Source organism: Pseudomonas sp. DW-iso3, from assembly GCF_058725305.1.
In genome coordinates, this window is record NZ_JBZXDZ010000002.1 from 156304 (window position 1) to 170618 (window position 14315).

The following is a 14315-nucleotide window of genomic DNA, read 5'->3' on the forward strand; positions in this document are numbered from 1 at the left end:
TCATGTCAGTCAGAAACTCAAGGGTGGATGGGTACGTTTGAAGGCGTAGCCCGAAGCGCTCAGGCCATTGATCTGGCGGCTCACGGTGTCGCCCAGGCCATAGCCGGTCCCGGCCAGTACGGCGTGGGCGTTGTCGACGGGCAGCAGGATGTAGTCGGTCAGCGGTTCGTCATGCAGTTGGCCGCGAATCACCAGGAAGCCTTCTTCGAGGCGCACGCTGATGCCGCTTAATGGCGCGTCGGGCTCAAAGCTGTTGAGCACCTGATAGGTGCCGACCGTGTCGGCCCAGGCCATGGGCAGCGGCGGCGGGTCGATGCGCTCACCGATGGGGATGCGTTGGCCGTGGCTGCGCGCGGTGAGCATCTGCCGGCCTTGCACGGTGATCACGTCGAGTTGTACGTGGCCCAGTTCACCGAGGTCCTTGAGCCAGAAGCCGAAGAGTTTCTTCTGCGCGCGCAGCCAGCCCTGATCGTCACGCAGCAGTTCGAAGTTGAAACCGGCCAGTTCGCCGCGCAGCCGCTGCTCATCATCCTTGATCCTGAAGACGCCCCAGGCGGTTGCGTAAAACCCGGCCAGGCGCTGACGGTCGATGGCTGTCGGCACTTGGCGCAGCTTGAGCCCATGGCGGGGTGCCTGGCAGTCGTCGCCGCACACAGGCGTGCCGGTTTGCGCTTCAAGCATCAGGCGCAGGGAGTCAGTGGCCAATCTGGCGACCAGGTCTTCGGCATTGCTGTCGTTGGCCATGATGATCACTGCCAATTGATGGGCCGGCAGCAGGCTCAGCTGTGCGGCGAAATCATCGCCACCGCCGCTGTGCTGGTAGGTACGCACCCCAGGACCGACCGGCGCGTCACCACAGGGCGCCAAAAACCACGCCAGGCCGATCTGGCAGTCGAAGTCCAGGGCATTGCCGGTGTTTTGCTGGGTGAACATTTCATCGATGGAGCGGCTTGCCATTACCCGCTTGCCCCCGTAGAGGCCCTTGGCAAATAGCATCTGCACGTAATGGCTGAGGTCCTTGGGGCTGGCCCACAAGCCGCCGGCGGCGATGTCGCGCAGTTGCGCATCGGTGCTGGCGACGCCTTCCTGATAGCCCAGGGCGCGAAAGCCTACTTGGGCAGCGGTCCCGACAAAGCTCGCGCGATCCATCTCCAGCGGCTTGAGCAGGCTGTGTTGCATTTGGGCTTCAAACTCCTTGCCGCTGCTGCGCTCGATCGCCGCGCCCACCAGCGCATAACCCAGGTTGGAATAGGCCACTTGCGTGCCGGGCGGTGTGCTCAGCCAGACACCGGACAGGCGCATCGGCATCTGCCCCATGGCGTAGCTGTTGCGCAGGTCTCGCAGGTGTTCACTGGGCAAGCCGGACTGATGGCTCAGCAGGCGACGCAAAGTGATGTCGCGGTCGGCGGCCTGCTGGTCGGCGTGGAAGCGCGAGCGCACATAGAACTCGCGCAGGGTCTGCTGCAGGGGGGCATCCAGCGTCAGTCGCTGTTCTTCAACCAGTTGCAGGGCCGCGCTGGCCGTGAGCAATTTGGAGATCGCGCCGGCCCGGAATGCCGTGTTTGGCGTGACAGGCAAGCCCTTGGCTTTGTCGGCCATGCCGAACCCGCGCGCCCAGATCAATTCCTGGCCGTTGACCAGTGCTATCGACAGGCCCGGGATGTTGTCCTGGGCCATGTCCCGTGGGATCCGGGTTTGCAGGTAACGGATGATCGCGCTGTAGTCACCCTTCGCAATTGACGGAGGGGCAGGTGACTGCCCGTGGCAGCCAATACTGCCCAACAGGCAACCGAGCAACGGAAGACCGCGCAATGTGCGAAGCATGACGAGCACCCGACAGGTGATTTGGATGCTCGCATGCTAGGGGCGCAGCGCTCGCCGGTCTTTTGCAGCTTTGTCGAGAAACTGTCAAAGACTGTTAACGGGTCACGCCGTTACGCTCATGCCATTGGGCGATGGACTCTTCGGGGTACTCATCGAACTGCAGATCGCCTTGGCGCAACGCGACTTCCACCCACGGCGCCTTCGAGCCCAGCATCAGGTGCGTATGTTCCGGCGGCACCGGCAATGGCGTGTCGATGGCCGAGGCAAACGGGTGGATCAATGCCGGCCACTCGGGGCTGAACAACCACAAGGCGCTGCCGCATTGCGAACAGAAATGCCGCTCAGCGCTGCTCGCATGGGCCCGGCGGGCACCCTCGGGCTTGAGCCTGGCGTGGTAGATCGAAATCAGTTTGCGCCCGCGCACCTTCAAACTCTGGGCATCGCCGGCCAGGTTGATCGCATAGCCGCCACCGCCCTGGGTCTTGCGACAGATCGAGCAGTAGCAACGCTGGTAAGGGTAGGGGTGGGCACTGGTGAGGCTGAACGTCACGGCGCCGCAATGGCAGGATCCTTCAAGCTGCATGGGCTGACTCCTGATATGAGTATGTAACAACGCTTTGCTAATACCTTAGCCTCAGGCAAGATTCCCCGCTTTGGTTTCAGGGAAGACACCCATGATTGCTCAGTTGCAGAGCGCTGCCGCGCAAATCCGCCACGCCGTGCGTGCCGCTACCGAAGGCTTGGTCGGGCGCGAGCAACTGGCCGAATTGATCGTGCTGGCAGCTGTGGCCCAGGAGCACATCCTGGTGATCGGGCCGCCCGGCACTGCAAAAAGCGCGGTGGTGCGGCGTGTCGCGCAGTCTATGGGTGGGCGTTACTTCGAATACTTGCTCGGACGCTTCACCGAGCCGTCCGAACTGTTCGGCGCGGTAGACCTGAAAAAGCTGCGCGAAGGCACGGTGGAAACCGACGTCAGCGGCATGCTGCCGGAAGCCGATATCGTGTTTCTCGACGAAGTCTTCCTGGGCTCTACCGCGATCCTCAACACCTTGCTGGGCGTACTCAACGAGCGCCGCTTCCGTCGTGGCCATACCCAGGTGCAATGCCCGCTGCGCGTGTGCGTCGGCGCCGCCAACGGCCTGCCGGATGATGAGGCGTTGGCGGCCTTCGGCGACCGTTTCCTGTTGCATCTGTTTGTCGAGTCGGTGCCGGACAATCAATTGGAAGCCATGCTGGCCGGCGGCTGGCAGTCGGAGCAGCGCCCGGTGCAACAGTTGCTCGGCCTTGCGCAACTGGACACGCTCGGCCAGGCCCTGAAACATGTCGACCTGACCGCTGTGCGCCCAGCCCTGGCCCAAGCCATTCGCCGCTTGCGCGAAGCCGGCATCCAGTTGTCAGACCGGCGCATCGTCAAGTCTCAGCGCTTGATCGCGGCCGCTGCATTGCTCAGTGGTCGCCTGGAAGCCAGCGACGCCGACTTGTGGCCGCTGCTGTACGTGTTGCCGACCCAGGTTACCCAGCAACACGGCCGCGAAGTGTTGCGCGACCTGTTTGCTGCCTCCAGCAACAGCCATTTGTTCAGCGCGGTGGAAGAGGCCACGTTGCAGCCGATGTCACGTGTGAATCGGCTGCTGGAAACCGCCGAAGACTACCTCTCCCGTGCCGAGCCGCCGGCCAGTAGCGTGCTCGAAGGCCTGTTGCGCGAGATCGATGCCAATTTCAATAGCCAGACCCTGCCCGAACCTCTGCAGCAGGCGCGGGGACAACTCACTCGATTGCTGACCCCCAGCGAATGAGTGCGCTGACCCAGCCTTGGGCCTGGCGTTCACGGCCAGTGCCCGTCGAGGCTCAGGCCGCCGTGGCCTGGGGCGATGCTGCCCGGCGCCTGCACGCACGCCTGGCGCTGCTCGCGGCCGACCATGCGGCGCGGCTGCAAGCCACTGCCAATGGTGATGTACTGGTGGTGACGGGCGTAATGGCTGACCTGCCTTGGGTCGACGGTGTTGCTTACGCTGCGCCCAGCACCAACGCACCGCATCTCTGGCTGCCGACCAGTTGGGAACCGCAGGTGCCACAGGACCTGCTGGGACAGGCCTTGTCCGCTCGCTTCAAACGCGCGCCCTTGCTGGTGTGGCACGACCCGCAGGCAGTGATCCCGCTGGACCGCCTGCTGGCCGTGTCGCCTGCGCATCTGCAACGTATCGCCGCCTATTGGGGAGGCACCCATGCAACTGCCTGAGGCGCTGCAACCCTGGCGGCAGTGGCTGGAGTGGTTTGCCCCGCAACACCTGCCCCTGTTCGCCGACCTGCTCGGTCGACTCAACCCTCTGCTCGGACCGCTGCGCGGCCTGCACCAGGGCGGAGTGCCGGAGCCCGATGGCCTGGGCGACCTGCATCGGCGCGGCCCCTATGAGCGACTGCTGTCCAGTGAATGGCTGCTGGCCGATGAAGTGCCTGACGAATTCCTGCGCCGGGCGGTCGGCGGTGAGCATATGTTCCTCGCCCCGCACTACCGTGCCCGTGAAGCGAACCGTCTGATTGTGGTGCTGTTCGATGCGGGCCCCTTGCAACTGGGGGCAGCGCGCTTGGTGCACCTGGCGCTGTTGATGCTGCTGGCGCGGCGTGCCGCAGAGGCGGGGGCGAAATTGCGCTGGGGCATCTTGCAAGCCACGCCCGAGTTGCATGAGCTGGATTCATCGGCGCAGCTCAAGCGCCTGCTCGACGCCCGCACCTACGAGGTCGTGAGCGACGACCATTGGCTGGCCTGGCGTGACGCGCTGGCCGACCACGCCGTTGGAGAATGCTGGGTGGTCGGCCAGCGCTTGCCGCCCACTGACCCCAAGGTCTGCACCCACCGCGTGCAGATTACGCGCAACCTGGATGGGCGCAGCCTGACGTTCGCCTTGAAATCGCGGCGCGTGTCGCTGCCGCTGCCGGAGGAGCAGCAGGCCGTGCGCTTGCTCAAGGGCCAGTTCGATAATGCCGTGCACACGCCGGCACCGAGCGCTGCCGGCCGGGTGGCGCGGGTTGCATTGACCCTGCCACCGGTCATCTCCGGTTCCGGCAACTATGTCGCCCTGCGTTTGCTCGATGAGCACGGCATGGTGGTGATCAAGCTGCCGCACAAGAACCAGAAAAAAAACCTCGAAGTGCGACGTCGCCTGTGGGGCAAACATCAGCACGTGCTCGCGGCCACCTTTAACTACCGCAGCCTCGGTGCGGTGCTCGGTGATGGCAATATCCTGACCTTCTGGAACATCCCCAGTCTCGTTTCGGTCAACAAGCCGACACGCGAAGAAATGCACCTGCCACCGGGCACCGCGACCTTTCTGCCCGCGGTGTGGCTGCGCGGCGATCAGACGGAGCGCCTGTATTTACTCGATACAAACGGTCAGCTCGCTCACTGGCAGCGGCCTGGCCACGCGCCGAGGGGAGAATGTTTCTCGGTGACGGACAATGTCATGGGGCTGGCGCAGTTGGACGCCTTATCGTTGATCTACGCCCGCATCGAGGGTGGGCAGCTGGTGGCTTACCCCGCGACGTCTTCCGGTGCCCGCAGTCAAGGTTATGCAGTCGGTGCGGCTGCCGGTGTGAGCCAGATACTGTTCGCCAGCACCCCGCATTGGAAGTACGCCTTTGGTGGTTGCGCATTACTCACTCACCAGGATGGCCGCCAGAGTTGGCGCCTGGTGACCCACGACAGTTTTCCCGCGAAAAAGGTACAGATCGACTTGGCGCCCGGCTGGAGCGCCATCGGCCTGGATCACCAGGTGGCGGCGCAGGAACGCTATTCGCTGGTATTGCTGGGGCCGAACCAGCACACCGTTGGCCTGTACACCGAGGGCCAACAACAGATGCTGTTCACCACGACGGCACCGATTGCCCGTGCGAGTTTCTGCCCCATGAGCGGCCTGGTGGCGGTGCTGACCACCGCCCGGGAATTACTGGTGTTCAACGTTGCCGAGCGCGCCATGCGTTTGCAAGTGATGTGTGACCTGAAACATGAGCCTGCCCATGCTTGAGCAAGAATCCCTGTTGATCCGCCGGCCGTTGTTGACCGGGCATCAACCCATCGACGGCATGTGGTTGCCCGCCGAGCGTTTTGCGCTGCAGGAGCGAGCTCGCTTGATGCTGGATCACTGGCGCACGGGCGCGACGGCCTACCGTTTTGTCGACGGCGATTTAGTGCAGTTCAGCACGCCGGTCGCGCTGGATTGCCAGACCCTTGCCGGCTGGCCGCTGGTGCGTCAGGGCCGTGGTCTGTGTTCGGCGCAGTTGAGCAACGAGGAGCAGCGCGCTTTACCGGCCGCCGACCTGTGGCTGGTGCGCGGCAGCCAGGTGCACGCTTTGCAGTTGCGCGATGCCCAGGCCCTGGAACCTGGGCAGTGGCTTGATATCAGCGCCTACACCTTGCTCGATACCTTCGATTGTCATGCGCCCGTCGTGCCGGCCCTGCCTGAACCGGTGATCACCGATGTACGCGAGATCCTGGGCGGATTGGCGCCGGTCAGCCCCGAGCAGGAGAGCGTGATCCGGGCCTTGCTGGAGCGGCAATCACCCGCACCGAAAGCGCCGCTCCCCAAGGCTGCACGCCAATGGGGCAACGAGGAGCCCGTACCCTATCCGGCGTTGAAACTGGGCGTCACCCTGGCACTGGTTGCAGGGTTGATCTGGATGGCCACCCAAGGCCAATCCGTGCCGCTGGCACCGGTGTCTGCCACGACCACCGAAGACATCAGCGGCGTGATCCTGGGCATGCTGCTGAGCGCCATTGTTTTCACCGCCTTGCTGGTAGCGCTGAACAAATGCCTGCGCCGAGGTGCGCGGCCTATCGGCGCTGTGCCGCAAGCCGCGGACGACCCAAGCATTCCCCAGCGTGCCAAACCGGCTCGTCATAAGCCGGCGGCCTGGCGCCGCTGGCTGACCCGCCTGACCGAGCATTCAAAACTGTCCCGGGTGTACGGCAGGCGCCAGGCGGCTTACATGCAGCGCATGCTGGAGATGTTCGAGGACGGCGATTTCGCCGAAGCTTTGCGCCATGCCATCCCCTTGGGTGACCAGCAATCGAATGGTGAACAGCACTTCGGTACGCCGCAGCGCCGCGAGGACCTGACTCTTAGCCAACAGCACGGGCCCAGCCGTACCTACCGCTTCGAGGAAGGGCTGACCGAGCACCTGCGCCAGATCTACCGCCGCTCCTATGAGCGCCTGGCCCGCGAAAATCGTATCGAAGAAGCGGTATTCGTACTCGCTGAACTGCTCAAGGAACGCCAGGAAGCACTCGATTATCTGGAAAAACACGCGCGCTACCAGCAGGCCGCCGACCTCGCTCTCGCCTGGGACATGCCGTCTGCGGTCATCGTGCGCCTGCTGTGCCTGGCCGAGAACTGGCAGCGCGCCTTGCTGGTGGCGCGTCGAGATGATGCGTTTGCCGATGCGGTGGTGTTGCTTCACGCCAAGCAGCCGCAGATCGCCGACCGTTTACGCCTGGAGTGGGCCGAGTCGCTGATCGCCAAGGGCCTGTGGTTGCAAGCCGTTGAGGTGGTGTGGAGCTTGCCGCAAGAGCGCCCGCGCGCCGCTCAATGGCTGCTCGATGCCGAAGCGGCCGGTGGGCGTCTGGCGATTGGTGCCTTGGTAAAACGTGCCATATTGCTGCCCCAAACCCTGGACGCTTACGGACCCTGGATCGAACAACTGCGTGACGATCCCAGCCGTTGCGCCGAGCGGGCTGCCCTGGCGCACGCGTTGTTAGCGCACAAGTCCGACACCGTGGCCCTGGCCTGGCTCGCCGGTGCCACCGTGCACGCGGTGCTCGCCGACCAGCTCAGTGGGCGCGGGGGGCTCAACTTCAACCAACTGCAGTCGCTGGTCAAAATGAGCCGGGACAAATGTTTGCAGGCGGACTTGCCCGGCCAGTCACTCAAACGTCCCGCCGTGCGCTCGCTGGAGCACGCGGGCGAGGCATTGCAGTGGTCAGCCCCGGTCCTGGGCAGCCGCTCGGTATACGATGCGGTGTCGCTGGATGACGAGCGTTATCTGGTGGCACTGGGCGAGGCCGGTGCAGTGGTGACGGATGCCAGCGGCACGCCGCTGTTCCATTTCGCCGTGCCGGCCCAGCGGATTGTCTTGGCGCACAGCCGGCAAATGGCGCTGGTGCTGACCCGGCGCGACACGGTGTGGCGCATCAGCAAGTTGGACTTGGTCAATCGTGCCGCGACCGACTTGGGCGTGCAGGTGCTTGACGTGTTCGCCGATCAGTTTGATGGCAGCACCTGGACCCTCGGCCAAGGCCGGCAACTGCGTGTGGTGGACGTGGATCGCGGCTTTGAAACCCTGTGGCACGTCAGCGACTTGCCAGGCTCGGTTCGCGCCCTCAAAGGTGATGAACGCAATGAGTTCCTGTGGCTCCATAACCCCCTGGAAGGTTTTGAGCGCTGGCATTATCGCCTGCCTGAGCGGCGGTTGGCGGGGCGTGAGCCGGCGTCGCCGCAGTCAGAGGAAAGCAACGCGTTGTTCTGTGCACTCGATCAAAGCGTTGAGTACCTGGTCCGGTACAGCGACGACGAAGAGCCAGTGCTGATCCTGGATGTCGACGGCAACCGCAAGGGGTATCGCCTGACGGGCTGTGATGAAGGGTGCTTCGATAGCGACCCGGTGCGCATCGTCGTCGACGCGGATTGGTTGGTATTTGGCTATATCGCCAGTGACCGCGACACCCGCTGGCACTTTATCCATCGTGGCAGTGACAACGTGTGTGCTGTGCTGCATTGGCCGCGCTACGAGGTGAATATCCGTCGCACCGGCGATGGCTGGCTGTTATTCGATGACCAGGGACGTTTGAGCCACATCACAGTGGAAGACGCCTGCCAGCGCAACCTCAGCCTGCATTGACCGAGTCCGGCATCAACGTGGCGATCAACGCACGAATGGTGCCGGGCAACGCCTCCAGCTCCCGCACCAGGATGCTGCGCTCGCGAATCGCCCAGGGCTCATCCAATTGCACTGCGATCAATTGCATGGTGCGGCTGTGACGCACGGCGGCCGACTCTGGAATGATGCCGATGCCCACACCGGCTTCGACCATTCGACAGATCGCCTCGAAACTCGACACTTGGATACGCAGCGACAAATGCTTGCCCAGCCGCTCGACATGCTCGCGCAAGAAGCTCAGCAAGGTGCTGCCTTCGTGCAGGCCGATGTGCTGGTAAGCGAGGGTCTGTTCCAGCGTCACTGACGCTTGCCCCGCCAATGGGTGCCCGACCGGCACCATCAACACCAGTTTATCCGTGCTGAAATGCAGCACCTGCAACCCCGAGGCTTCCACCGGCCCGGCGATGATGCCCATGTCGCTGGTGCCATCGAGTACGCCGCGCACGATGTCTCGGGACAGGCGTTCCTGGAGGTCGACGGTCACGCCGGGGCGTTCTGATAGGAAGCCCGCCAGTACTTCGGGCAAGAATTCGGTGACCGCGGTGGTGTTGGCGAAGATGCGGATATGCCCGGCTGAATCCACGCCGTACTGGGTGAATTCGCTTTTGAGGTAATCCACCTGACGCATGATCAGCCGCGCATGGTGCAGCAGGCGTTCACCGGCCGGGGTGATCTCCACGCCACGGCTGTCGCGGTACAACAGGCGGGTGTCGAGCTGGCCTTCGAGGGCTTTGATCCTTGCGCTGGCGGCGGCCGGCGAGAGGAACGCGCGCTTGGCGCCTTGGGTCAGGCTGGGGGATTCGGCGATATGGATGAACAGGCGCAGGTCGGCCAGATCGAAGTGCATGCGTGACTCCTGGGACAGGACGGCGGCGTTCAGCATAACCGAACGCCGGTTTATTGAAATGCAAATTCTCAGAACGGCTGCAGGCTTGCATGATCCGGGGCAGACACTCACCGCCCGAGGACCTGCACCCGATGAGCGCCACCGATTGGATCGGCCGAAGCGAAACCGCCCACGACCACCTCAGCCATAACCTGCTCAAGCGCATCGCCGCCACCTTCGGCGAGGCCGTTCCCGAGGATGGGACGGACATTCCGCCGCTGTGGCAGTGGTGCTTCTTCCAGTACCCGCTACCGGAAACTGCCCTGGGCACTGACGGCCACCCGGCCCGTGGCGGCTTTCTGCCGCCGGCCGATAACCGTCATCGCATGTGGGCCGGTGGGCGCATCGAGTTCCTGCATGCGCTGCGTGCAGGCGAGGCGGCGACGCGCGTGTCGACCATCGTCCAGGTGGAAGAAAAGACCGGTCGCACCGGCTCGCTGCTGTTTGTCACTGTGCGCCACGACTATTCCCAGGACGGCCGCCTGGCGATCCGCGAGGAACAGGACATCGTCTATCGCGAGCCCACGCCGCCCAAATCCGGCAGTGGTGACGCGCTGGAGCCGGGCGGATGGTCTGAAACCGTCGCCCCCACGCCAACCCTGCTGTTTCGCTACAGCGCCGTGACCTTCAACGGTCACCGCATTCACTACGACTACCCCTACGTCACCGGCACCGAAGGCTACTCAGGCCTGGTGGTGCATGGTCCGTTGATTGCCACCCTGAGCCTGCGCGCGTTCTGCCGCGCCAACCCTGGTGCAACCTTGCGTCGTTTTGCCTATCGCGGCGTGCGCCCTTTGATAGCGCCGCAGCCGTTTGAAGTGGGCGGCCGCGTGATCGAAGCCGGTGTGGCACAGCTGTGGGCCGGCAACGTCGAGGGCCTGGCGCAGCAAGCAAGCGTGCATTTCGAATAATCCAAGAACAACAGGCGGAGCGCCGGTAATGAACCCCAATGACAATGAAGAACTCAATGCGATCCGCGAAGGCGTGCGCGCCTTGTGCGCGGAATTCGATGCTGCGTACTGGCGCAGGATTGACGAGGAAAAGGGCTTCCCCGAAGCCTTCGTCAAGGCGCTGACCGACGCCGGCTGGCTGTCGGCGATGATTCCTGAAGCATACGGCGGCTCCGGCCTGGGCCTGGCTGAAGCGTCCGTGATCCTTGAAGAGGTGAACCGCTGCGGCGGCAACTCCGGCACTGTGCACGGCCAGATGTACAACATGTTCACCCTGTTGCGACACGGCAGTGAAGCGCAGAAACGTTTCTACCTGCCCAAGCTCGCCAGCGGCGAATTGCGCCTGCAATCCATGGGGGTGACCGAGCCCTCCACCGGCACCGACACCACCAAGATCAAGACCACGGCGATCAAACGTGGCGACAAATACGTGATCAACGGCCAGAAGGTGTGGATCTCGCGGGTGCAGCATTCCGACCTGATGATCCTGCTGGCGCGCACCACGCCACTGGCCGAGGTGAAGAAAAAATCCGAAGGCATGTCGATCTTCCTGGTGGACCTGCGCGAAGCCATCGGCAACGGCCTGACCGTGCAGCCCATCGCCAATATGGTCAACCATGAAACCAACGAGCTGTTTTTCGACAACCTGGAATTGCCCCTGGACAGCCTGATCGGCGAAGAGGGCAAGGGCTTCAAATACATCCTCGACGGCCTCAACGCCGAGCGCACCTTGATCGCCGCTGAATGCATCGGTGATGGCCGCTGGTTTATCGAAAAGGCCAGCGCCTATGCCCGCGACCGCGTGGTGTTTGGCCGGCCCATCGGGCAAAACCAGGGCGTGCAGTTTCCGATTGCCGAAGCGCATATCGAGATCGAAGCCGCGGACCTGATGCGCTGGCGTGCCTGCGAGGAATACGACAGCGGCAAGCAGGCTGGCGCGAGCGCGAACATGGCCAAGTACCTGGCGGCCAAGGCGTCGTGGGAAGCAGCCAACGCCTGCCTGCAGACCCACGGCGGTTTCGGCTTTGCCTGCGAATACGACGTGGAGCGCAAGTTCCGCGAGACGCGCCTGTACCAGGTGGCACCGATCTCCACCAACCTGATCCTGTCCTACGTGGCCGAGCATCTGCTCGAACTGCCACGCAGTTTCTGAGGGGCCTGACCATGAGCCATACCCAAGCCTTGTGTCGGTTCCTGGCCGAACTGAACGCCGCGCAACTGCCTGAAGAGGTGTTGGCGCGCACCGAAGACCTGTACCTGGACTGGCTGGCCTCGGCGCTGGCGAGCAAGGGTGCGCACCCGATTCCGTTGTTCGAACGTTATGCGCAGAAGATGGGCCCCGGCAGCGGCCCGGCGCAGGTGATCGTCAATGGCGGCAGCAGCAGCGCGTATTTCGCTGCGCTGGTCAACGCAGCTTCATCCCATCTGGTGGAGCAGGACGACCTGCACAACAGTTCCGTCCTGCACCCGGCGACTGTGGTGTTCCCGGCGGCACTGGCGGCCGCCCAGGACCTTGGCAAATCCGGCAGCGACTTGCTGCTGGCGTCGGTGGCCGGTTATGAAGCCGGTATCCGCATCGGCGAATTCATGGGCCGGTCCCATTACCGCATCTTCCACACCACTGCCACCGTCGGCACGCTGGCCGCCGCCGTTGCCGTGGGCAAATTGCTGGATTTCAATGAAGAACAATTCATCAACCTGTTGGGCAACGCGGGCACCCAGGCTGCCGGGTTATGGGAGTTCCTGCGTGATGCCGCCGATTCCAAGCAGCTGCACACCGCGAAAGCGGCGGCGGACGGCTTGCTCGCCGCGTACCTGACGGCGGACGGGTTGACCGGTGCACGCAATATTCTTGAGGGCGACCAGGGGCTGGCGGCGGGCATGTCCACTGATGCCGAGCCTGCCAGACTGTCCGCCGACCTCGGCAGCCGCTGGGCGTTGCTGGAAACCTCGTTCAAGTTTCATGCGTCGTGCCGCCATACCCATCCTGCCGCCGATGCGCTGCTGGACCTGATGCAGCGCGAAGGTCTGCACGCCGAACAGATCGCCCGCGTGGAAACCCGCGTGCACCAAGGCGCCATCGATGTGTTGGGCCGCGTGACCGTGCCTGCTTCTGTGCACCAGGCCAAGTTCTCCATGGGCACCGTGCTGGGCCTGATCGCCGTGCATGGCAAGGCCGGGCTTACGGAGTTCCATGAGCTGGCGTTGACTGACCCAGCCGTCGCGGCGTTGCGCGACAAAGTCAGCATGACCCTCGACCCCGAAGTCGACGGCGCCTATCCCCAGCGCTGGCTCGGCCGTGTCACCGTCACCACGCTGGAGGGTCGCACGTTGCACGGCGCTATCGACGAACCCAAGGGCGATCCGGGCAACACCCTGAGCCGTGCGGAACTGGCGGATAAATTCCAGCGCCTCACCCAGTTCAGCAACGCCCGCACACCGGCCCAGGCCAATGCCCTGATCGACAAAGTCTGGGACCTGCGCAACGCCGTATCCATGGCCGATTGGCTTTGAGGAACCGTCATGACTAACCCAAGACCGCTGGACGGCATCACCGTTGTCAGCCTGGAACACGCGATTGCCGCGCCATTCTGCACCCGTCAATTGGCTGACCTGGGCGCGCGCGTGATCAAGGTCGAGCGCCCCGGCGCCGGCGACTTTGCCCGTGGCTACGATGAACGTGTGCGTGGCCTGGCCTCGCATTTCGTGTGGACCAACCGTTCCAAGGAAAGCCTGACCCTGGACCTCAAGCAGGAGGAGGCCGGTACGATTCTCGACACACTGCTGGCCGACGCCGATGTACTGGTGCAGAACCTGGCACCGGGCGCAGCCGCGCGCATGGGCCTGTCGTTCGAGGCGCTGCACGAGCGCTTCCCGCGCCTGATCGTCTGCGATATTTCCGGCTACGGCGAAGGCGGCCCGTACGAAAAGAAGAAGGCCTACGACCTGCTGATCCAGAGCGAGGGCGGCTTTCTTTCCGTCACCGGCGGCCCCGGCGAAGACCAGATGGCCAAGGCCGGTTGTTCCATCGCCGACATCTCGGCAGGCATGTATGCCTACAGCGGCATCCTCTCGGCGCTGCTGCTGCGCGGCAAGACGGGGAAGGGTAGCCGCATCGACGTCAGCATGCTGGAAAGCCTGGTGGAATGGATGGGCTACCCGATGTACTACGCGTTCGACGGCGCACCCCAACCCCCGCGTGCCGGGGCGGCGCACTCGACGATCTATCCCTACGGACCGTTTCCCACCGGTGACGGCGGGACCGTGATGCTCGGCCTGCAAAATGAGCGCGAATGGGCGGCGTTCTGCGACAAGGTGCTGCTCACCCCGGCATTGGCGACCGACGAGCGTTTCTCCGCCAACTTCAAGCGCTCGGCGAACCGCGAAGTGCTGCGTCAGATCATTGTCGATAGCTTCGCGCAGTTGGATGCCGAGGCGGTGATCCAGCGCCTGGAAAGCGCGCAGATCGCCAGCGCCCGCGTCAACGATATGCAAGGCGTGTGGGATCACCCGCAACTCAAGGCGCGTGACAGTTGGCGAGCAGTCGACAGCCCGGCCGGTCCGTTGCCGGCGCTGCTACCGCCGGCCCGCAATGCCGCCTTCACTCCGCGCATGGACGGTGTTCCAGGCTTGGGCCAGCACAGCCAGGGCATTCTCGACGGGCTCGGTTACTCGACAGATGCCATCGACGGCCTGCGCGCGCGCGGCGTTATCTAACCATAAGG

11 protein-coding genes are annotated in these 14315 nt (G+C 63.9%); 8 read left to right on the forward strand and 3 right to left on the reverse strand.

The features are described from left to right. Window positions 1-9: 9 nt before the first annotated feature. Together AC4PS7_RS06420 and AC4PS7_RS06425 are read right to left on the reverse strand one after the other, a co-directional pair. Window positions 10-1824, reverse strand: a complete 1815-nt coding sequence (locus tag AC4PS7_RS06420) for a serine hydrolase domain-containing protein (protein ID WP_492179233.1) — start codon at window positions 1822-1824, stop codon at window positions 10-12. Between the two features lie 94 nt (window positions 1825-1918). After that, window positions 1919-2407, reverse strand: a complete 489-nt coding sequence (locus AC4PS7_RS06425) for a GFA family protein (RefSeq protein WP_198580904.1) — start codon at window positions 2405-2407, stop codon at window positions 1919-1921. 91 nt (window positions 2408-2498) lie between these two features. Between AC4PS7_RS06425 and AC4PS7_RS06430 the strand changes: the two genes are divergently transcribed. The 4 genes from AC4PS7_RS06430 to AC4PS7_RS06445 are packed head-to-tail and all read left to right on the forward strand — an operon-like array spanning window position 2499 to window position 8715. Continuing rightward, window positions 2499-3620 (forward strand): AAA family ATPase, encoded by a 1122-nt coding sequence (locus AC4PS7_RS06430; protein WP_198580903.1) that lies wholly within the window; start codon window positions 2499-2501, stop codon window positions 3618-3620. Beyond that, on the forward strand, window positions 3617-4063 hold the full coding sequence (locus tag AC4PS7_RS06435; protein WP_106119152.1) for a bpX5 domain-containing protein: 447 nt from the start codon (window positions 3617-3619) through the stop codon (window positions 4061-4063). The genes AC4PS7_RS06430 and AC4PS7_RS06435 overlap by 4 nt, the downstream gene beginning before the upstream one ends. After that, complete coding sequence (locus tag AC4PS7_RS06440; protein ID WP_492179234.1) at window positions 4050-5846, forward strand: hypothetical protein; 1797 nt, start codon at window positions 4050-4052, stop codon at window positions 5844-5846. The genes AC4PS7_RS06435 and AC4PS7_RS06440 overlap by 14 nt, the downstream gene beginning before the upstream one ends. Beyond that, window positions 5839-8715: a bpX6 domain-containing protein gene (locus tag AC4PS7_RS06445; protein WP_492179235.1), complete on the forward strand. Its 2877-nt coding sequence runs from the start codon at window positions 5839-5841 to the stop codon at window positions 8713-8715. Before AC4PS7_RS06440 ends, AC4PS7_RS06445 begins: the two co-directional genes overlap by 8 nt. On the opposite strand, the gene AC4PS7_RS06450 is transcribed toward AC4PS7_RS06445, so the two are convergent. Beyond that, entirely contained in the window at window positions 8702-9601 is a 900-nt protein-coding gene (locus AC4PS7_RS06450; RefSeq protein ID WP_047541718.1) for a LysR family transcriptional regulator, read from the reverse strand. The genes AC4PS7_RS06445 and AC4PS7_RS06450 overlap by 14 nt on opposite strands. Before the next feature lie 131 nt (window positions 9602-9732). Between AC4PS7_RS06450 and AC4PS7_RS06455 the strand changes: the two genes are divergently transcribed. Genes AC4PS7_RS06455 through AC4PS7_RS06470 form a run of 4 tightly spaced genes read left to right on the forward strand, consistent with a single transcriptional unit; the run spans window position 9733 to window position 14307 of the window. Further along, window positions 9733-10551 carry an HTD2 family dehydratase gene (locus AC4PS7_RS06455; RefSeq protein ID WP_305468965.1) on the forward strand — a complete coding sequence of 273 codons (819 nt, stop codon included), beginning with the start codon at window positions 9733-9735 and terminating at the stop codon, window positions 10549-10551. Window positions 10552-10579: 28 nt separating this feature from the next. Further along, window positions 10580-11743 carry an acyl-CoA dehydrogenase family protein gene (locus AC4PS7_RS06460; RefSeq protein ID WP_021491545.1) on the forward strand — a complete coding sequence of 388 codons (1164 nt, stop codon included), beginning with the start codon at window positions 10580-10582 and terminating at the stop codon, window positions 11741-11743. A gap of 11 nt (window positions 11744-11754) precedes the next feature. Then, the gene (locus AC4PS7_RS06465; RefSeq protein WP_492179236.1) at window positions 11755-13104 is read left to right on the forward strand and encodes an MmgE/PrpD family protein; all 1350 of its coding nucleotides are present in this window, start codon (window positions 11755-11757) and stop codon (window positions 13102-13104) included. Between the two features lie 9 nt (window positions 13105-13113). Continuing rightward, complete coding sequence (locus AC4PS7_RS06470; protein ID WP_010210090.1) at window positions 13114-14307, forward strand: CaiB/BaiF CoA transferase family protein; 1194 nt, start codon at window positions 13114-13116, stop codon at window positions 14305-14307. Window positions 14308-14315: the final 8 nt, after the last annotated feature.

Coding starts and splice junctions, on each gene's coding strand:
- AC4PS7_RS06420 (WP_492179233.1), bottom strand. CDS start 1,824: ATGCTTCGCACATTGCGCGGTCTTCCGTTGCTCGGTTGCCTGTTGGGC.
- AC4PS7_RS06425 (WP_198580904.1), bottom strand. CDS start 2,407: ATGCAGCTTGAAGGATCCTGCCATTGCGGCGCCGTGACGTTCAGCCTC.
- AC4PS7_RS06430 (WP_198580903.1), top strand. CDS start 2,499: ATGATTGCTCAGTTGCAGAGCGCTGCCGCGCAAATCCGCCACGCCGTG.
- AC4PS7_RS06435 (WP_106119152.1), top strand. CDS start 3,617: ATGAGTGCGCTGACCCAGCCTTGGGCCTGGCGTTCACGGCCAGTGCCC.
- AC4PS7_RS06440 (WP_492179234.1), top strand. CDS start 4,050: ATGCAACTGCCTGAGGCGCTGCAACCCTGGCGGCAGTGGCTGGAGTGG.
- AC4PS7_RS06445 (WP_492179235.1), top strand. CDS start 5,839: ATGCTTGAGCAAGAATCCCTGTTGATCCGCCGGCCGTTGTTGACCGGG.
- AC4PS7_RS06450 (WP_047541718.1), bottom strand. CDS start 9,601: ATGCACTTCGATCTGGCCGACCTGCGCCTGTTCATCCATATCGCCGAA.
- AC4PS7_RS06455 (WP_305468965.1), top strand. CDS start 9,733: ATGAGCGCCACCGATTGGATCGGCCGAAGCGAAACCGCCCACGACCAC.
- AC4PS7_RS06460 (WP_021491545.1), top strand. CDS start 10,580: ATGAACCCCAATGACAATGAAGAACTCAATGCGATCCGCGAAGGCGTG.
- AC4PS7_RS06465 (WP_492179236.1), top strand. CDS start 11,755: ATGAGCCATACCCAAGCCTTGTGTCGGTTCCTGGCCGAACTGAACGCC.
- AC4PS7_RS06470 (WP_010210090.1), top strand. CDS start 13,114: ATGACTAACCCAAGACCGCTGGACGGCATCACCGTTGTCAGCCTGGAA.